We start from the raw sequence: 19,752 nt of genomic DNA on the forward strand, positions 1-19,752 counted from the left end.
CCGGGCAGCAGTCGATCCAGCGCAGCATAGCCGCTGGAAATCACCCGCGAATCCGCCTCGGCAAGCTCATTGCCCTGCCACACCTGACGCCGCAATTGCGACGACAGCGCTGTTGTCGCCAGATGAATCGCTGCTGCCATAGACACGCTCGTTCAATAGGGAATACTCCGCCCTGCCCGGCATCGGCAAGCATGGGGCGACGAGCTTTCACTGTATATTTATACAGTATTCTGAGGCGGATGTTAAGACGAGGTGAGGCGACGAAACGCGCGAAGGAAGAAAATGAAGAGGGGTGGTGAAGTTGTTTTGTTGCAGATTTTTCGCCTGCAGGAGCAGTTGTCCTTTGGCGTTGCTATCAAGCGAACAAAACTAGAGTTAGCGTGCTCTGGAAGGGATGAAAGCGGAGAGCCGCGCGGCGTGTATGCTGCGGATATGGGCCTGGCGGATCAGATAGCGTACGACCCGACACAACCCTCGCCGGCCGCTTCCCGGCCGTATTGACGGTGTTTTTCCGGCCGTCCTGCTGACGGGTGACGCAAAGGCGGCGGATCAGCGGAAACGGACGCGCCTTGCCGGGGTCATGATGCCGCAAGCGTACTGACGCCGCTTCTTTCTTGCCGCTGTTTTTGCGGGCTGTAAACGCAGAAACCCCACCTTTGCGGGTGGGGTTTCTGTTTGCTGCGGGGGAGCCTGACGATTACTACTTCACACGGAATCCGCACTATCATCGGCGTGGAGTCGTTTCACGTCCTGTTCGGGATGGGAAGGGGGGGGACCGACTCGCTATGGTCATCAGGCAATGCACTTGTTGCCGTGTCGCCCTGGCGGGCGGCAACAACCAATCGGAAGAAAGTAGTTTCTGATGATGGTTTCATCAGATGAAGTCTGGGCTGTGTTGTTTCCGGCACAACACTGATCTCAACCGTGCGTGTTGTAAAACACACCGGTTATAGGATCAAGCCTTACGGCAATTAGTATCAGTTTAGCTTTAACGCATTACTGCGCTTCCCACACCTGACCTATCAACGTCCTGGTCTTGAAACGACCCTTCAAGGGGCTCGAAGCCCGGGGATATCTCATCTTAAGGCGAGTTTCCCGCTTAGATGCTTTCAGCGGTTATCTCTTCCGACATAGCTACCCGGCGATGCCACTGGCGTGACCAACCGGTACACCAGAGGTTCGTCCACTCCGGTCCTCTCGTACTAGGAGCAGCCCCCTTCAAATATCCCAGCGCCCACGGCAGATAGGGACCAAACTGTCTCACGACGTTTTAAACCCAGCTCACGTACCTCTTTAAATGGCGAACAGCCATACCCTTGGGACCGGCTACAGCCCCAGGATGAGATGAGCCGACATCGAGGTGCCAAACAACCGCCGTCGAATATGACTCTTGGGCGGTATCAGCCTGTTATCCCCAGAGTACCTTTTATCCGCGTTGAGCGATGGCCCTTCCATACAGAACCACCGGATCACTATGACCTGCTTTCGCACCTGCTCGACTTGTCGGTCTCGCAGTTAACGCACGCTTATGCCATTGCACTATCAGCACGATTTCCGACCGTACCTAGCGTACCTTCGTACTCCTCCGTTACACTTTGGGAGGAGGACCGCCCCAGTCAAACTGCCTACCATGCACTGTCCCCGACCCGGATCACGGGCCAAGGTTAGAACCTCAAACAAACCAGGGTGGTATTTCAAGGACGGCTCCACGCAAACTGGCGTTCACGCTTCATAGCCTCCCACCTATCCTACACAGATCGGTTCAAAGTCCAATGCAAAGCTACAGTAAAGGTTCATGGGGTCTTTCCGTCTAGCCGCGGGGAGATTGCATCATCACAAACACTTCAACTTCGCTGAGTCTCGGGAGGAGACAGTGTGGCCATCGTTACGCCATTCGTGCAGGTCGGAACTTACCCGACAAGGAATTTCGCTACCTTAGGACCGTTATAGTTACGGCCGCCGTTTACCGGGACTTCAATCAAGAGCTTGCACCCCATCATTTAATCTTCCGGCACCGGGCAGGCGTCACACCCTATACGTCCACTTTCGTGTTTGCAGAGTGCTGTGTTTTTATTAAACAGTCGCAGCCACCAGTTTATTGCAACCCCTTCACCCTTCTCGCGCAGGCGAGTCAGGCTACAGGGGCGTACCTTATCCCGAAGTTACGGTACCAATTTGCCGAGTTCCTTCTCCCGAGTTCTCTCAAGCGCCTTAGAATACTCATCTCGCCCACCTGTGTCGGTTTTGCGGTACGGTCTTGTTAAACTGAAGCTTAGAGGCTTTTCTTGGAACCACTTCCGATTGCTTCTTCACCTAAGTGAATGGCCTCGCACCCTTGAATTGCGCGCCCGGATTTGCCTAAGCGCCTTCTCCAATGCAAGGACCGGGACTTCCAACACCCGGACAACCTTCCGCGATCCGTCCCCCCATCGCATTTAACAATGGTGCAGGAATATTAACCTGCTTCCCATCAGCTACGCATTTCTGCCTCGCCTTAGGGGCCGACTCACCCTACGCCGATGAACGTTGCGTAGGAAACCTTGGGCTTACGGCGAGGGGGCCTTTCACCCCCTTTATCGCTACTCATGTCAGCATTCGCACTTCCGATACCTCCAGCGCACTTTTCAGTGCACCTTCGCAGGCTTACGGAACGCTCTCCTACCATGCACATCAATGTGCATCCGCAGCTTCGGTATATTGCTTAGCCCCGTTACATCTTCCGCGCAGGACGACTCGATCAGTGAGCTATTACGCTTTCTTTAAAGGATGGCTGCTTCTAAGCCAACCTCCTGACTGTTTTAGCCTTCCCACTTCGTTTCCCACTTAGCAATATTTGGGGACCTTAGCTGGCGGTCTGGGTTGTTTCCCTCTTGACACCGGACGTTAGCACCCGATGTCTGTCTCCCGTGATTGCACTCTTCGGTATTCGGAGTTTGCTATGGCGTAGTAATCCGCAATGGACCCCACAACCATGACAGTGCTCTACCCCCGAAGGTGATACACGAGGCACTACCTAAATAGTTTTCGGAGAGAACCAGCTATTTCCAGGTTTGTTTAGCCTTTCACCCCTATCCACAGCTCATCCCCTAACTTTTCAACGTTAGTGGGTTCGGACCTCCAGTACGTGTTACCGCACCTTCATCCTGGCCATGGATAGATCACCTGGTTTCGGGTCTACACCCAGCGACTGAATCGCCCTGTTCGGACTCGCTTTCGCTACGCCTGCCCTAATCGGTTAAGCTTGCCACTGAATGTAAGTCGCTGACCCATTATACAAAAGGTACGCAGTCACCCCTTGCGAGGCTCCTACTGTTTGTATGCATGCGGTTTCAGGATCTATTTCACTCCCCTCCCGGGGTTCTTTTCGCCTTTCCCTCACGGTACTGGTTCACTATCGGTCGATCACGAGTATTTAGCCTTGGAGGATGGTCCCCCCATCTTCAGACAGGATTTCACGTGTCCCGCCCTACTTGTCGTACCCCTGGTTCTTCCTCGCTGTTTTCGTCTACAGGGCTATCACCTGCTATGGCGGCACTTTCCAGAGCCTTCGACTAACAATGAAGATAAAGAGTACAGGCTGGTCCCATTTCGCTCGCCACTACTCTGGGAATCTCGGTTGATTTCTTTTCCTGCGGTTACTTAGATGTTTCAGTTCACCGCGTTCGCTTCACATGACCTATGTATTCAGTCATGGATGACCCATTCGGGCCGGGTTTCCCCATTCGGATATCGGTGGATCAAAGCTCGTTTGCCAGCTCCCCACCGCTTTTCGCAGGCTACCGCGTCCTTCATCGCCTGTGATCGCCAAGGCATCCACCACATGCACTTGTTCGCTTGACCCTATAACGGGTGTGTCTCCCACCTCATCCACTGGGAATGACGTGTTCCTCACAATCGCTACAGGTTGAGTATTCGTGTTGCGCCGTATTCCAAAAGCGATCTTTCGATCCCTCTTTTCATACATTGATACAATCACAACCCTGATTCACCTACTCAATCACCCATCTCCAGGCGATCTTTCGTGAATCTCTTTACTACTTCTTCCTGATTGTTAAAGAACGACAGCCGATATTGCGGTTGCTATAACCGCATATCACTCTGACTGGCTCAATCGCCAATGCCCGTTTCACTACACCGCAAACCTCTTTCAGGGTTCGCCGCAGTAAAACCGGCATTGAAGATTGGTGGAGGATGACGGGATCGAACCGACGACCCCCTGCTTGCAAAGCAGGTGCTCTCCCAGCTGAGCTAATCCCCCAGTCACACAAGCACTTCAGGTGTCTCCGGTTGGTTAGTTCAGCCACCGCAGAAACAGTGGTGGGTCTGGATGGATTCGAACCATCGACCCCCGCCTTATCAAGACGGTGCTCTAACCAACTGAGCTACAGACCCCTGAGTCTGTCCTGTTCACAGCCGATAAGCGTGAGCGCTCAACGCATTGACACGTTAGCTCGAGAAAGGAGGTGATCCAGCCGCACCTTCCGATACGGCTACCTTGTTACGACTTCACCCCAGTCATGAATCCTACCGTGGTGACCGTCCTCCTTGCGGTTAGACTAGCCACTTCTGGTAAAACCCACTCCCATGGTGTGACGGGCGGTGTGTACAAGACCCGGGAACGTATTCACCGCGGCATGCTGATCCGCGATTACTAGCGATTCCAGCTTCACGCACTCGAGTTGCAGAGTGCGATCCGGACTACGATCGGTTTTCTGGGATTGGCTCCACCTCGCGGCTTGGCGACCCTCTGTTCCGACCATTGTATGACGTGTGAAGCCCTACCCATAAGGGCCATGAGGACTTGACGTCATCCCCACCTTCCTCCGGTTTGTCACCGGCAGTCTCCCTAGAGTGCTCTTGCGTAGCAACTAGGGACAAGGGTTGCGCTCGTTGCGGGACTTAACCCAACATCTCACGACACGAGCTGACGACAGCCATGCAGCACCTGTGTTATGGCTCCCTTTCGGGCACTCCCACCTCTCAGCAGGATTCCATACATGTCAAGGGTAGGTAAGGTTTTTCGCGTTGCATCGAATTAATCCACATCATCCACCGCTTGTGCGGGTCCCCGTCAATTCCTTTGAGTTTTAATCTTGCGACCGTACTCCCCAGGCGGTCAACTTCACGCGTTAGCTACGTTACTAAGTCAATGAAGACCCAACAACTAGTTGACATCGTTTAGGGCGTGGACTACCAGGGTATCTAATCCTGTTTGCTCCCCACGCTTTCGTGCATGAGCGTCAGTATTGGCCCAGGGGGCTGCCTTCGCCATCGGTATTCCTCCACATCTCTACGCATTTCACTGCTACACGTGGAATTCTACCCCCCTCTGCCATACTCTAGCCCGCCAGTCACAAATGCAGTTCCCAGGTTAAGCCCGGGGATTTCACATCTGTCTTAGCGGACCGCCTGCGCACGCTTTACGCCCAGTAATTCCGATTAACGCTTGCACCCTACGTATTACCGCGGCTGCTGGCACGTAGTTAGCCGGTGCTTATTCTTCCGGTACCGTCATCCCCCCACCGTATTAGGGCGGAGGTTTTCTTTCCGGACAAAAGTGCTTTACAACCCGAAGGCCTTCTTCACACACGCGGCATTGCTGGATCAGGGTTGCCCCCATTGTCCAAAATTCCCCACTGCTGCCTCCCGTAGGAGTCTGGGCCGTGTCTCAGTCCCAGTGTGGCTGGTCGTCCTCTCAGACCAGCTACAGATCGTCGCCTTGGTAGGCCTTTACCCCACCAACTAGCTAATCTGCCATCGGCCGCCCCTGTAGCGAGAGGTCCTAAGATCCCCCCCTTTCCTCCGTAGAGCGTATGCGGTATTAATCCGGCTTTCGCCGGGCTATCCCCCACTACAGGACACGTTCCGATGTATTACTCACCCGTTCGCCACTCGCCACCAGGGTTGCCCCCGTGCTGCCGTTCGACTTGCATGTGTAAGGCATGCCGCCAGCGTTCAATCTGAGCCAGGATCAAACTCTTCAGTTCAAACCTGTTACTGTTTTTCGGTTGTTTTACCAACCGGTCGCTCACTCAACGTACTGACGAATGATCATCCTGCCAGCATGAATCCATGCCAGCAGGAAAACCTTCCTTTAATACTAGTGTGAGACTTGATACTTTCGCTTCCCGGCAAACCCCGAAGAGTCCACCGGCGCGTCGCGCATCAAGCGCCCACACTTATCGGCTGTTAATTTTTAAAGATCGATTACGCATCCACTACCAGACCGGCACCGCGCTGCAACCATCACAACACCCGGCACCGCTTCGTTCTGCGTCGCTGCATCAGCAGCAGAGAAACGAGATTATGAAGAACTTTCGCTACGTCGTCAACAGGTTTCTTTAACTTCCTGAACCCGCTCACTTCGCTCAAAGCCTTGCCACTACTGGCTCTCCCGCTTCCCGTGCCCCGCTGTCCGGAGCACGAAAGAGCGAGATTCTAGCGAGCCGCACCGCGCCTTGCAAGTGGTATCTGGAATTTATTTCAAGGCGCCTTTTCTATGCGCCCCGGCTCATCGACAACCGGCACTTCAGCGTTGGCGAGCGTGCGTGCTCCCGGGGCGCCGATCGTCCAATCGTGCAGCACGGTATAGGCAACCGCCAGCAACGTTGGGCCGATGAAAACACCAAGGAAGCCGAAAGCAAACGCACCGCCCAGAATACCCAGCATCACCAGGATCAACGGCATGTCGCTACTCTTGCCGATCAGGATCGGCTTGATGACGTTGTCGGACATGCCCACGACCAACACGCCCCACACCACCAGAAAGATTGCCCAACCCGTTGCGCCGCCGTGATACAGCCAGATCGCCGCAGGCAGCCAGACGACAACCGGGCCACCCGGCACAACCGAAAGGAAGAACGTTGCCAGCCCAAGCAGCGCCGGCGCCGGGACACCCGCAATCCAGCAACCGAAGCCGGCCAGAATACCTTGTACAAGCGCTGTGCCGAGAATTCCGTAGACCACACCCTTCACCGTACTGCCCGCCAGCGTCAGCAAGTAATCGGCCCGTTCGCCGGCAATGCGCCGCATGCCCGCCCTCAGCCAAGCCGCCGCACCCTCTCCTCCGGTATAAAAGAAGAACGCGAGCACGATACTCAGCGCCAACAATCCCAGACCGTGCGTAACGGCGATCGCAGCCGCCAGAATCCATTTGCCAGCCGGCGCCGCAAGGGCACGCATTTGCGCGATCAATTCAGAGTTGCTACTCGTTACATTGGCCCAAAAGCTCTCGATGTTCGAGCCAACCAGCGGAATTCGCCCAACCCACGGGGGCAGATCCGGCAAGCCAGCCTCGAAGAGCCGCTGCACCAACGCGACGATGTCGTGAACATGCGCGCCGAAAGCAAAGCCCGCATAAACGAACGGGCCAAGCACCACAACCAGAATGATGAGCACGATCAGCGTTGCGGCCAGCTTTCGCCGGCCCCCGACTGCCGCAGTGAGCCGCCGGTACAAGCCCCACGAGCTATAACTGAGGATGGCGCCCCACAGCAGCGCGGTCGTAAAAGGCGCAAGCACCAGCAGGGAGCCACCCACCAATATGATCAACGCGAACACTGCGGCGAGACGTTCAATCAGTTGGTCCGATTTCACTATGAATCTCCTGTTGTGCCAGGCCACAGCAACGAATAGACATACTTTTGCCAGGCGCGCACTGAAGGCAGTCAGTATAGAAGCGAGTCACGCCCCCGGGCCTGCCTTATATCATCCGGCCAGGACGCCGCGCAACGCATCTGACAGCACCCGCAACAGGCTTCTTTCTAATGCGGAAATGTCCCAATCCATCCGGCATAGTCAGCCAAATAATATGGCGGCATAGAAAAGACTAGAATATAAGGTTCTGTACTCCCCCAATTTCCGGATTTATGCGCTCGCGAATCGCCAAACGTCTCCCCCCCGATGCCGACAAGCTTGTCGGTCTTTCGCTCGCGCTTTTCGCGTCGGGCAGCCGCACCGAAGACCGCTTCTGGGAAGCGAAGCTTGATGCGCTGCTGGCCAAGATCGTCCGCAACGCCAACCAGACAACGCTGGACGCCGCGCTCGATCACCTGCAGCAGAATCATCCCGATGCTTATGGCGCACTCGCCGACATGGCGGAAACGCACAGCGAGTCGTTCATCATCGAACATGAAGGCGCGCCTTATGAGGCGCTGCTGATTGCCGCGCCGGTGCTGGCCTGGACTCGCTACATGATTCCTTCCGGCCCGCTCAAAGCGGACGCGGCCGACGCGCTACGCGCGCACCTGCAGGCACACGTGCTCGCAGCCAATACGCGTGTTGCCATGGTGCCGTTCCTTTACAGCATCGATCAACTGCCGCGTCACCACGTCGAAACCTGGCGCATTGCCCAGCAACTGGCTCAAGCGGCGATGGCCGGCGGCAACGTCAAACTCAATTTTGGCGAACTGCCGGAAACGTCGCCAATCCTGGCCGACCCGCGCTTTCTGCTGGCCGTGGTCGCGGCGCCAGTGGGCGAGCCGGCGTTTCGCTGGCAGGAAGAAGAGAACGGCAGCCGGATCGAGCGCGGCCAATGTCTCGAACAATGGGCCACGCAAGGCGGCGCCAATCTGTCACTGGCGCTGCCCGGATGTGAATTCGAGTGTCTGCTGCCGGATGCCTACTATTCCGCCTGCCGCGACGCCGACGAAAGCGTGCGCCCTCACACCGTACGTACCGCCGTGCGTTATCTATTCGACACAATCGGCGCGGCGCCACAGGAGTTGCGCGCGGTTGTCGCCGGTTTCGGCGAGCGCCGTATCGACGAATACCGTGTCGGCTTCACGCGTCGCGGCAGCAATGATGTGATCTACGGCGTCGTGTGGCCGCTTTACGGCCGTGAGAACGGCGAGCCCGGCATCGACGAAGAACCGCAAGAGATCGCTGCGTCAGACGACCCGCTCGAAGAAATCGTCGCATTGCTGAAGGAAACCGGTGTGACAGACGTGCGCCGCCACGCGGGCCGCTTCGAGCCGGAATATTGCGATGACTGCGGCGTCCCACTCTATGCGGACCCGCTCGGCGAAATCGTTCACGCCGAAATGCCGGAGGACGCGGAGCCCGCTCAACCGCATTTCCACTGACCCACCGGCGCCAGCGTCATTGCGCCGCACCGTCGACATCAGAAGCCCCGCCGCGCGCGGGGCTTTTTTACGTCTTTCCTCCTATGCCTATTGGACAGGCCGTCAAAACGAAGGGAATTTGTCATCATAGTGGCGGTGGCGCATCATACTGCCCCCGGCTCCCTCGCCGGCCCGCACGCATCGCGCCACCTCGCCCGATTCATCTGGAGACATGGCATGCGATTCTCAATACTCAACTCAGACGCGGAACGACGCGACGGACTCAAAGCACTGCTGCGGCAAATCGACCGGCTGGCGCGCTTTAACGAAGCACAGGATTGGCGTCAGGTTGAACGTACGCTCAAGCGCCTGCGGCCCGACCTGCTCGTGATCGACTGGCAGAACTGGATGTCGGTTGGCAATATCCGTCATCTGCTCAGCCATTACCCGGACCTGCGCATCGCAGTGCTGGCTGACGAGGTCTCTCCAACTGTCGTGCGGGACCTCATGGACGAAGGCGTGCTCGGCGTCATTCCGCGCGAAACCGACCCGTGCCTGATCGTGCGCGCTTTCGAGATGGTTCTGCTGGGCGGTCACCATGTGCCGCCGGGCGCGCTTGCCCTCAACCCTCCGCTACCGCCGGATGTCGCCATCCGGCCGTTCGACGAGAAGAACCCGCCACCGCGCCGGACCAGGCTTTCCAACGGCCTGTCGCCCCGCCAGGAGCAGATCATGCGCTGCGTCCACATGGGCAGCACCAACAAGATGATCGCGCGCACGCTCGGCATCAGCGAAGGCACCGTCAAGATCCACCTGACCAGCATATTTCAGCAACTCGGCGCGCCTAATCGCGCCGCCGCAGTCGCACTCTACAACGGCTGGCTGCCGGCTCATTTGCAAGTACTACGCAACGAAGACGGAGGTCCGGTTCGTCCGGTAATGGGGCAAGCCGGCGTGGTGCCATTGCGGCGCCGCACGCCGCGGCGCTTCCAGTATCCGTTGCCCGCGAACGACACGGCCGACGCGCTGCCAATGGCAGCCGAACCGAGCACGCCATACGACGAGACGCTCGCCCCGCTGACGGCAAAATCGGTCACACGAGGTTCGGCATAAGGTCAGCCGGCGTTCGCGCCAGAATCGGAACGCGCCCTTTCTGGCAGCGTTCGCGCCGGCTGGCATGGAATCCGCTCACACCTTTTCTCGTCCAACGAGTAATATGAGATACATGGGTTTCCTCTACACACCGCTTCCGTTCTGGGTCGCTGTCGGTGGCTGGATCGCCACTGCGATAGTGGTCGCGCTCGCGCTGTGGAAAAATCCTTTCAAACGACTTCAGGACGGCACACTCCAGCATGTCTGGCTCGCGATCATCGTCGCGGTGTCGGTGCTGTGGGCAAGCAATGCGTGGCTCGACGACGGCACCGTCATGCATCTGCTCGGCGCCACCCTGGTCGTCACATTATTCGACTGGGCGCTGGCGCTGATCGCCATGGCGATAGTCACCGGTCTCGCAGCCGTCGTCTTCGATGCCCCGTGGCAGGGCATCGCACTGACGTTCCTCGTGTTCGGTGCGCTGCCAGTCGGAATCTCGACCTTGATCCAGCGCGCCAGCATCGCCTGGCTGCCGCGTAACCTCTTCATGTTTATCTTCGGCCAGGGTTTTATCTCACCCGCCATTGCCGTGTCGCTCACGGCGGCCGCGGCACTCGGCGTTCACATCGTGCTCGCCGACGGTTCGATGACCGTCGTGCCGGTCGGCTACGCGTTCAGCGTGCTTCTGCTAGCCTCTGGCGAGGCCTGGTTCACCGGCATGTCGACAGCATTGATCGCGGTCTACCGTCCGGCCTGGGTTACCACTTATGATGTGCGTCGATATCGATTGGGCGGACCACGCACCTGACACAGGCGCGGCATCGGGCACGTGCATCGGGCACGTGCATCGAGCACGCATCTGCGGCAATCTGCCATCCCGGCACATAACGAGTCTGAGTCCACGCACCACGACAGGACAAAATATTTGTGTCAGGATTGAACTCATCCCTCTCGCCGGGCATCTTACGTGCCTCATGTCTCATTAGCGCCTAACGAACTAGATGGATCGCACCAACGTACCGCGCCGATTGCTGCGGTTGGTCGGCCGGTTAGCAACATTTGCAGCGGGTCTCTCGCTCATTTGCACTGCTCCCGCATACGCCGATCAACTCGAACAGCACAACGATCTCGTCAACAAATTTGTCAATGATATGCATGCAGACCCGCTAGTCGCGGACTGCGCCGCTCACGGCAATTTTGTTGCAAGTACATCGACCGCCTTCGACCATGTCGAATTTCCGCCCAGCTCCTTCGACAGCGCGCATGCGTCGGTCACCCCCTGGAACGATTCGTTCGACGAGGGCAAGCAGCGCGTCAAGGTGGACAACATCGTTACCGTCGAGGGCCTCGGTATCCGCCAGAACGGTGACGGAGATCCAGCCGATCTCAAGTTCCGCTGTGGCTACGTGGGCAGCCAGATGCTGGCGTTCAGCTGGAACGATCCAGTGCCGCCGGCCCGCGCGCATAGCTCCGGCTCTACGGGATCGCGAGCGTCCTCGGGCAGGCATAAGAGTGTGAAGGGCAAGCACTCCGCTAGTGGCAAAACTACGAAGAAAGCGATCGAAAAGTCCTCGAAGGCAAGCTCGGGAAAATCTTCGCGCGCGACATCCAGCAAGTCTTCGGGCAACTCCACGAGCAAATCGACCGCGAAGAAGTCTCCGGCGAAAAAGACTCCATAACGCGCATGACCCGCGGCCGTTTCAACTGACCCACGCCGCGGGCCATGTCGACGCCGCCCAAAACAAACGGGGCACACACTTCTAAAGTGTGTGCCCCGTTTTTTCATACAACGGCCAGTCAGGCAAACGTCTCCACGTGCCGCAAAATCGCTTGCAGCATGGCGGCGCCCAGCGACGCACTCCGTTCGCCGTTCCAACCCACGCGCTCGTCCGGCAGATTAGCGTTGTCCTTGAACGGCATCTCCAGAGTCAACGACAGACAGCCGAATTCGTTACCGATGTACTTTGAAGCCAGCTTGAGCGCGTCCTCACGATACTTGCTTGCGGCGTAGCCGAACTTGTCCTGGAAATCCGGACTCGCATGCTTGAATGCTTCGATGAACGCTTTCTGCTCTTCGGCCTGCCGCTCGGTGAAACCCGGCAGCATTTCGGACCCGGCCACGAACACGTACGGCAGCGCCTCGTCGCCATGAATGTCGAAAAAGAGGTCACAACCGGTTGCGTGAATTGCGTCACGCACCACCAGCACCTCGGGACTGCGCGCGGCGTCCGGCTCCATCCATTCGCGGTTCAGGTTCGCGCCCGTCGCGTTGGTGCGCAGGTTGCCGTGCACGCTACCGTCCGGATTCATGTTCGGCACGATGTAGAACACCGCGTGATCGTAGAGCTTGCGCGCCACCGGATCGCCCGCCCAATCACCCCAACCCGCGAGGCGCTTGACGAGACCTTCAATAAACCATTCGGCCATCGTCTCGCCAGGATGCTGGCGCGCGATCAACCAGACTTTCTTCCTGGGCGTGTCGCCGGTTTGCGGCGTACCAAGCGTCAACAGCGACATCGGCCGGCCTTCCACGGTCTTGCCCAACTCCGTCAGCGAGGCCTGCGGCATCTGCTGGACCGCACCGAGAAACTCCGAGTGACGTTCCTCGCTATACGGCTCGAAATACGCGTAGTAAATGCGGTCAAAATCCGGCGTGTGATCGATCGTCAACACGCGGCCGTCGTAGGACGTCGGCACGCGGAACCAGTTCACCCGGTCATAGCTTGCCACTGCGTGATAATCGCGCCAGCCTTCGGCAAATGCGCACGCCGCGGCATTTTCGAAGGTCATCACGCAGCGCTCGCCGGATGCGCCGGACAGACGGAAATAAAACCACTGTGCGAACTCGGCGTGACTGTCGGGCCGCACGCGCAGACGGATATTGCCCGCGTCTTCGCAGGCCAGCACTTCTATCGCACCCGCGTCGAAATTGCTCGTAATCGATAACGTCATGATGTTCTTCCCTGCTTGGGTGCGCCGCAATCGCTTAGTCAGCGATACGGCGACGGAATACGAAAGTGGAATCGTTCGAGGCCTCGGCGTTGAACGCGTAATCTTCGGAGTCAAAGTCTTTCAACTGCTCGGGCTTGTCGAGACGGTTTTCGACCGCGTAACGCGCCATTAGACCGCGTGCGCGCTTTGCGCGGAAACTGATGATCTTGTAGCGGCCGCCCTTCCAGTCTTCAAACACGGGCGTGACGACCGGTGCTTCGAGCAGCCTCGGTTTGACCGACTTGAAGTACTCGCCGGAAGCGCAGTTGACCAGCACGCGCGAGGCGGCAGTGTTCTTCTTCAGTTGTGCGTTCAAAGCCTGCGTGATCCGTTCGCCCCAGAACGCGTACAGATCCTTGCCGCGCGTATTGGCAAAGCGCGTGCCCATTTCGAGGCGATACGGTTGCAGCAGATCGAGCGGGCGCAGCAATCCGTACAGGCCTGAAAGCACGCGCACGTGCTTCTGCGCGTAATCCAGATCGGCCGGCGACAACGTCCTCGCGTTGAAGCCTTCGTACACATCGCCGTTAAACGCAAGCACAGCCTGCTTGGCGTTGTGCGTGCCGAAACTGGGCGACCATTGCGCGTAACGCTCGAAATTGAGGTGCGCAAGCTGATCGGAAATGCTCATCAACGAGCCGATCTGCTGCGGCGACAAAAGGCGCAATCCGCCGATCAATTCGGCCGCGTCGTCGACGAAATCGGGGATCGTGTGTTTTTTGACATGCGGAGGGGTTTCATAGTCGAGCGATTTCGCCGGCGACAGAACGATTATCATAGAGGCCTTGCAGGCACGCCGTGCCTGGCGGTCAAAGACGAAAGCCAGATTGTAACGAATGCCCGGTTCCCATGCCTCACACGGCGCTTTGCGCGTCGTCCTCGACTCCAATGTCTGGATCGATATTCTCGTGTTCGACGATCCGCACACGCGGCCCATTCGCGCCGCGCTCGAAAGTGGCGCGCTCGCCGCGCTGATCGATGCACGCTGCCTTGCCGAACTCACCTACGTGCTCGACTACCCGCAATTCGTGCATCGCAATGTCGACAAGGTGGCGGCCCTTGCCGTCGTCGCACGCCTCGCGCAGTTGGTCGAGCCCGCTGCCCCCGCGGAAGATGCCAGGCCGTTGCCCAAATGCAAAGACCGCGACGACCAGAAATTCCTCGAACTCGCGCACGCCGCGCAGGCCGATTGGCTGGTGTCGAAAGACCGCGCGGTACTGAAACTCGCCAAGCGGATTGCGCGCGACTTCGGGTTCCAGATTGCACAGCCGGCACCGTTCGTCAGCTCCTGGATGGCAGACGGGCCCGCGCCCGCTTGACCCTGGCCGGATGGCCAACATCGAGACGACCGCGCGCACGGAGCGCCGCGATTCCCTACAATCAGGCTTCGTCCTTTTGAACGACGCCCCCTGTCAATTCGCCAATTCACTCGACCACGCTCCGGACAGCGCCATGAATGCACCGCACGACACGCCCATGAGTCCCTCGTTTCCGTCTCGCCTGCCGGACGTCGGCACGACGATTTTCACCGTGATGAGCGCGCTTGCCGCCGAAAAAGGCGCGGTGAACCTCGGCCAGGGCTTTCCCGACTTTGGCTGCGATTCCCGCATTGTCGACGCGGTCACGAACGCTATGCGTGACGGCCACAACCAATACCCGCCGATGGCAGGCGTAGCGCCACTGCGTCAGGCGATTTCGGACAAGATCGCGAACCTGTACGGCCGCCGCTACGACGCCGCCAGCGAGATCACGGTGACGGCGGGCGCCACACAGGCGCTGCTGACCACGATTCTCTGCACCGTGCATCCGGGCGACGAAGTGATCGTGGTAGAGCCGACCTACGACAGCTATTTGCCGTCGATCGAACTGGCCGGCGGCAAGCCGGTATTCGTCACGCTCGAGGCGCCCGACTACGCGATCCCGTTCGACAAGCTCGCCGCCGCAATCACGCCGAAAACGCGGCTCCTGCTGATCAACACGCCGCACAATCCGACCGGCACGGTCTGGCGCGCTGATGACATGCGCAAGCTCGAAGAAATCGTGCGCGGCACCAACGTGCTGATCCTCTCAGACGAGGTGTACGAACACATGGTGTACGACGGCGCGCCACACGAAAGCGTTGCGCGCTATCCGGAACTGGCGCAGCGCAGTTTCGTGGTGTCGAGCTTCGGCAAGACCTATCACGTCACCGGCTGGAAAGTCGGCTATGTAGCCGCGCCCGCCGCGCTCACTGCCGAATTCCGCAAAGTGCACCAGTTCAACGTGTTCACGGTCAACACGCCGATGCAGGTCGGCCTCGCGGAATATATGAAGGATCCGGCGCCGTATCTGGATCTGCCCGCGTTTTATCAGAAGAAACGCGACTTCTTCCGCGCCGGCCTCGCCCATTCACGCTTCAAGCTGCTGCCTTGCACGGGCACCTACTTTCAGTGCGTCGATTATTCGGCGATCAGCGACTTGCCCGAAGCCGAATTCGCGCAATGGCTGACCGGCGAGATCGGCGTCGCGGCGATTCCGGTGTCGGCGTTCTATCACGAGGCACATGAATCGGGCGTGGTGCGTTTCTGTTTCGCCAAGCAGGAAACCACACTCGCCACCGCGCTCGAGCGGCTGGCGCGGCTCTAGGACGCCCCGCGCGATGCTGCGAACGAACCCACGTTCCTCGCCATCGCGCGCAGCGGCCCACACGTGCGCTGCACGCCCGGGTTCATTTCCCCCGCAACCGGAACGCCGTCATGCCTCAGGCAGAACGCGAGGCCGCGATATACGCCTTACGATCGTCAGTCACGCGCTGTGCGGCCGGCCGGGCGTTGATCGCCTTCACATAGCTTTTCCAGTCCACACCGGCGTCGAGCAGGAAATCGCGACCGTAGATGGTCTGCGTCGCCATGCCGACCAGCGGCAAGCTCACAAAACCCGCCGCGTCGGCGACACTGAAACGCTCTCCGCGCAAATACGGCCCGAATTTCGCGATCCGTTTGAAGCCGGCAATGTGATGCGCGAGCAGCTTCTCGACACGCCCCTTGGTCGCATCGGTCACGGTGCCACCGAAGAACGCTTCCTTGTAGAGATTGCGCGCGGTCAGTTCGAGATGGACATCCACGAACATGATCAACTCGCGCTCCCTGGCCGCTTCCCACGGGTCGGCGGAGAAAATCGCCTTGTCGGGAAATCGAGCTGCCAGATACTCGACAATGCTTTGCGATTCGCACAGATTGCCGTGTTCGGTCTGGATGTAAGGCACCTTGCCGAGCGGAGAATGCTCGAGCATCGTCTCTTCCTGACTCGGCAGCACGAGCACTTCCTCGAACGGAATACCGTGTTCGAGAAGCACAAATTTCACCTTGTTGTAGTAGTTAGAGAGCGCGAAACCGCACAGCTTGATCATCGGGTGTCTCCTTTCTTCGGGTTGTGTTTAAGACCGCTCGTCAAAATCAAAGCAGCGGTCCTCGAGCAATCATCCAGTAAATTGCACGATCGTGCTATTCTAAAATAACCATGGAGTCGACCATCACAATGACCTCTCGCAATTTCAGTATCGAGACTATCGGCATTGTCGGAACCGGTGCAATGGGCCGTGGCATTGCCCAGATTGCCGCACTGGCGGGTCTCACCGTGCGTCTGTACGACACGAATCCCGCCGCGATCGGTGCCGCGCGCGACTACCTCGCCGAGACTTTCGACAAATTGAGCGCCAAAGGCAAGCTCGACCAGGCCCGCTCGCTCGCTGCGCTGGCAAACGTGAGCGGCGCGCAGGTGATCGGCGATCTGGCCGATTGCGATCTGGTCGTCGAGGCGATCGTCGAAAGGCTCGATGTGAAGCAGGCCCTCTTTCGCGAGCTCGAAACGGTGGTGAGCGGCCGTTGCGTGCTCGCGTCGAACACCTCGTCGTTGTCGATTACGGCGATTGCGGCAGGCTGCACGAATCCGTCGCGAGTGGCCGGTTATCACTTCTTCAATCCGGTTCCGTTGATGAAGGTCGTCGAAGTGATCGACGGCCTGCGCAGCGATCCCGCCGCCGGCGACGCGCTGATGGATCTCGCGCGCCGCATGGGCCACACGCCGGTGCGCGCGAAAGACATGCCCGGCTTCATTGTCAATCACGCCGGTCGCGGCATGAATACCGAGGGCCTGCGCGTAGCAGGCGAAGGCGTTGCGAGCTTCGCCGACATCGACCGCATCATGCGCGAGCAGGCAGGCTTTCGCCTCGGGCCGTTCGAACTGCTGGACCTGACCGCGCTCGACGTATCGCACCCGGTGATGGAATCGATCTATCACCAGTTCTATGAAGAACCGCGCTTCACGCCCTCGCCGATCACGGGCACACGGCTCGCGGGCGGACTGATCGGCCGCAAAACGGGCGAAGGCTTTTACCGCTATGAAGACGGCAAGCAGCAAGTGCCTGCGGAAGCGCCCGCGCCGACCGAACTGCCGCAAAGCGTGTGGCTCAGCAAGCGCTATCCGCAAGCGCATGAGGCCGTCGTGCAACTCATCGCCAAGGCCGGCGTCAAGCTCGACGAAGGCGCCACGCCCGCAACGGACTCGCTGATCGTCGTGACACCGTTCGGTCATGACGCAACCACGGCCGCCGTCGACGAAGCACTCGATGCCACACGCGTTGTCGCAATCGACGCCCTTTTCCCGCTGGCCGCCGCGCCGCGCCGCACGCTGATGACGACGCCCGCCACCAGTCGCGCCGCACGCGAGACCGCGCACGCCCTATTTGCCGCCGACGGCGTTCCCGTCACCGTGATCAGCGACTCGACCGGCTTCGTCGCGCAACGCGTTGTGGCAACCATCGTCAACATCGGTTGCGATATCGCGCAAAAACAGATCGCGACGCCCGACGATATCGACCTCGCCGTGACGCTAGGCCTCGGATATCCGCGCGGGCCGCTCGCCCTCGGCGACGCACTCGGCGCGAAAACGATCCTCACCATCTTGCGCAATATCTTTAGCGTGCTGGGCGACCCGCGCTATCGTCCGTCGCCCTGGCTCGCACGGCGCGCACAACTTGGCCTGTCGCTGACGCAACGCGACGCTGCCGACATTCAACCGGAGACCCAACAATGAGCGCCGAACTGCTGACCTCGCGCCCGACCGAAAGCGAATCGACGCTGGTCCTCACGCTGTCGAACCCCGGCGCACGCAATGCGCTGCATCCGGACATGTATGCCGCGGGCATCGAAGCGCTCGAATCGGTGGAGCGCGATCCCTCCATACGCGCGGTCGTGATTAACGGCGCGGACAATTTCTTTTGTGCCGGCGGCAATCTGAACCGCTTGCTGGAAAACCGCGCGAAAGACCCGTCAGTGCAGGCGGAAAGCATCGATCTGCTCGGTGAATGGATTTCGGCGCTGCGTTTATCGTCGAAGCCGGTGATCGCCGCCGTTGACGGCGCCGCAGCCGGTGCGGGGTTTTCGCTCGCGCTCGCGTGCGATCTGATCGTCGCCGCGGAAGACGCGAAATTCGTGATGTCGTACGCGCGTGTTGGTCTCACACCCGATGGCGGCGGCTCGTGGTTTCTTGCGCAAGCCTTGCCTCGTCAGTTGGCGACCGAGGTGCTGATCGAAGGCAAACCGATCGGCGCCACGCGTCTCTTCGATCTCGGTGTGGTCAACAAACTGGCGAAGTCAGGCGCCGTGCGCGACACCGCGGTCGCCTGGGCCGATGAGCTCGGCAAGATTTCGCCAAATTCGGTCGCGCGCATCAAGGGGCTCATCGGCGCGGCCGGCGCACAACCGCTCGCTGAACATCTGGTCGCCGAACGCGACAGCTTCGTCGCCTCACTGCATCATCGCGACGGCCTCGAAGGGATTTCCGCGTTCCTCGAAAAGCGCGCTCCGGTCTACAAGTGAACATACGTGAACGAACGGACAATGCCTGACTACCAACTCCCCAAGCGCCGCCGCATCTTCCTGATGCGTCACGGCGACGTGACCTACTTCGACGACTCCGGCCGCGCGATCGACCCAGAAACCGTGCCATTGAACGCGAACGGCCGCGAGCAGGCGAGCGCGGCAGGCCGCGTGTTCGCCGGGCAGCAGATCCGGTTCGATCGGGTGATCGTGAGCGGTTTGCCGCGCACGGTCGAAACCGCGCAACGTGTACTGGCCGAAACGGGTCAGCAGATCGACCTCGACATCGAGCCTGCGTGGCAGGAAATTCGCGGTGGCAAGCTCAGCAACATTCCGCCACAGGATATCGAAGCGGCATTTCTCGGCGTGTTCGACGGCATCGTGCCGGAAAGCACACGCTTTCTCGACGGCGAGACCATCGGCGCGTTGTTCGACCGCGTGTTGCCCGCAGTGGCGGCGTTGCGCGAGGACACCTCATGGGACACCGTGCTGCTGGTGCTGCACGGCGGGGTGAATCGCGCGATTCTGTCGCATGCGCTTACCGCCGGCGGCCGTACTTTCTTCGGCCATCTGGCGCAGGCCACCGGTTGCATCAACGCACTCGACGTCGGCGCCGAGCCGCGCGACTGGGTGCTGCGCGCGATCAACTATTCACCGCCGTCGCCGCTGCATCGCGACGTCCGCAATACCACGATGGAAATGCTCTACGCACAATTCATTCAATACACGCGTAGCTGAACCCGAACTGG

The 19,752-nt window shown here is 59.2% G+C and carries 13 protein-coding genes, 2 tRNA genes and 3 rRNA genes; 9 read left to right on the plus strand and 9 right to left on the minus strand.

Features of this window, described 5'->3' with window-relative positions; all coding sequences use genetic code 11:
• Positions 1 to 688 precede the first annotated feature (688 nt).
• From rrf to B0G76_RS39180, 6 genes are all read right to left on the minus strand, one after another.
• Positions 689 to 797 (minus strand): 5S ribosomal RNA (gene rrf, locus B0G76_RS39155).
• Positions 798 to 951: 154 nt separating this feature from the next.
• A 23S ribosomal RNA gene (locus B0G76_RS39160) occupies positions 952 to 3,840 on the minus strand.
• 342 nt (positions 3,841 to 4,182) lie between these two features.
• Positions 4,183 to 4,258, minus strand: a tRNA-Ala gene (locus tag B0G76_RS39165).
• A 57-nt stretch (positions 4,259 to 4,315) separates the two neighbouring features.
• Positions 4,316 to 4,392, minus strand: a tRNA-Ile gene (locus B0G76_RS39170).
• Between the two features lie 64 nt (positions 4,393 to 4,456).
• A 16S ribosomal RNA gene (locus tag B0G76_RS39175) occupies positions 4,457 to 5,987 on the minus strand.
• The 16S, 23S and 5S rRNA genes sit together here with 2 tRNA genes alongside, the layout of an rRNA operon.
• A 496-nt stretch (positions 5,988 to 6,483) precedes the next feature.
• On the minus strand, positions 6,484 to 7,596 hold the full coding sequence (locus B0G76_RS39180; protein WP_183082314.1) for an AI-2E family transporter: 1,113 nt from the start codon (positions 7,594 to 7,596) through the stop codon (positions 6,484 to 6,486).
• Between the two features lie 272 nt (positions 7,597 to 7,868).
• Here B0G76_RS39180 and B0G76_RS39185 point away from each other — a divergent pair, with 272 nt between their 5' ends.
• The 4 genes from B0G76_RS39185 to B0G76_RS39200 all read left to right on the plus strand — a co-directional run bounded on the left by B0G76_RS39185 (position 7,869) and on the right by B0G76_RS39200 (position 11,833).
• Positions 7,869 to 9,083, plus strand: a complete 1,215-nt coding sequence (locus B0G76_RS39185) for a DUF2863 family protein (protein ID WP_120298113.1) — start codon at positions 7,869 to 7,871, stop codon at positions 9,081 to 9,083.
• Between the two features lie 216 nt (positions 9,084 to 9,299).
• Positions 9,300 to 10,175: a response regulator transcription factor gene (locus B0G76_RS39190; RefSeq protein ID WP_120298114.1), complete on the plus strand. Its 876-nt coding sequence runs from the start codon at positions 9,300 to 9,302 to the stop codon at positions 10,173 to 10,175.
• Positions 10,176 to 10,287: 112 nt separating this feature from the next.
• A complete protein-coding gene (locus B0G76_RS39195; RefSeq protein WP_120298115.1) occupies positions 10,288 to 10,962 on the plus strand; it encodes an energy-coupling factor ABC transporter permease in 675 nt (224 codons plus the stop codon).
• A 193-nt stretch (positions 10,963 to 11,155) separates the two neighbouring features.
• Positions 11,156 to 11,833, plus strand: coding sequence for a BspC domain-containing protein (locus B0G76_RS39200; RefSeq protein WP_120298116.1), 678 nt, complete (start codon positions 11,156 to 11,158; stop codon positions 11,831 to 11,833).
• A gap of 118 nt (positions 11,834 to 11,951) precedes the next feature.
• On the opposite strand, the gene B0G76_RS39205 is transcribed toward B0G76_RS39200, so the two are convergent.
• Together B0G76_RS39205 and yaaA are read right to left on the minus strand one after the other, a co-directional pair.
• Positions 11,952 to 13,106, minus strand: coding sequence for a M14-type cytosolic carboxypeptidase (locus B0G76_RS39205; RefSeq protein WP_120298117.1), 1,155 nt, complete (start codon positions 13,104 to 13,106; stop codon positions 11,952 to 11,954).
• A 34-nt stretch (positions 13,107 to 13,140) separates the two neighbouring features.
• A complete protein-coding gene (gene yaaA, locus B0G76_RS39210; RefSeq protein WP_120298118.1) occupies positions 13,141 to 13,923 on the minus strand; it encodes a peroxide stress protein YaaA in 783 nt (260 codons plus the stop codon).
• Between the two features lie 58 nt (positions 13,924 to 13,981).
• Between yaaA and B0G76_RS39215 the strand changes: the two genes are divergently transcribed.
• Together B0G76_RS39215 and B0G76_RS39220 are read left to right on the plus strand one after the other, a co-directional pair.
• Positions 13,982 to 14,464, plus strand: coding sequence for a putative toxin-antitoxin system toxin component, PIN family (locus tag B0G76_RS39215; RefSeq protein ID WP_120298119.1), 483 nt, complete (start codon positions 13,982 to 13,984; stop codon positions 14,462 to 14,464).
• 133 nt (positions 14,465 to 14,597) lie between these two features.
• Positions 14,598 to 15,770: a pyridoxal phosphate-dependent aminotransferase gene (locus B0G76_RS39220; RefSeq protein ID WP_120298417.1), complete on the plus strand. Its 1,173-nt coding sequence runs from the start codon at positions 14,598 to 14,600 to the stop codon at positions 15,768 to 15,770.
• 115 nt (positions 15,771 to 15,885) lie between these two features.
• Here B0G76_RS39220 and B0G76_RS39225 read toward each other — a convergent pair whose 3' ends face one another.
• A complete protein-coding gene (locus B0G76_RS39225) occupies positions 15,886 to 16,533 on the minus strand; it encodes a glutathione S-transferase family protein (protein WP_120298120.1) in 648 nt (215 codons plus the stop codon).
• Between the two features lie 128 nt (positions 16,534 to 16,661).
• Here B0G76_RS39225 and B0G76_RS39230 point away from each other — a divergent pair, with 128 nt between their 5' ends.
• The 3 genes from B0G76_RS39230 to B0G76_RS39240 are packed head-to-tail and all read left to right on the plus strand — an operon-like array spanning position 16,662 to position 19,741.
• Positions 16,662 to 18,218 carry a 3-hydroxyacyl-CoA dehydrogenase gene (locus tag B0G76_RS39230; protein ID WP_120298418.1) on the plus strand — a complete coding sequence of 519 codons (1,557 nt, stop codon included), beginning with the start codon at positions 16,662 to 16,664 and terminating at the stop codon, positions 18,216 to 18,218.
• Positions 18,215 to 19,003 (plus strand): oxepin-CoA hydrolase, alternative type, encoded by a 789-nt coding sequence (locus B0G76_RS39235; RefSeq protein ID WP_120298121.1) that lies wholly within the window; start codon positions 18,215 to 18,217, stop codon positions 19,001 to 19,003. Before B0G76_RS39230 ends, B0G76_RS39235 begins: the two co-directional genes overlap by 4 nt.
• 21 nt (positions 19,004 to 19,024) lie before the next feature.
• On the plus strand, positions 19,025 to 19,741 hold the full coding sequence (locus tag B0G76_RS39240; RefSeq protein WP_120298122.1) for a histidine phosphatase family protein: 717 nt from the start codon (positions 19,025 to 19,027) through the stop codon (positions 19,739 to 19,741).
• Positions 19,742 to 19,752 lie beyond the last annotated feature (11 nt).

This window comes from Paraburkholderia sp. BL23I1N1 (assembly GCF_003610295.1).
GTDB lineage: Bacteria > Pseudomonadota > Gammaproteobacteria > Burkholderiales > Burkholderiaceae > Paraburkholderia.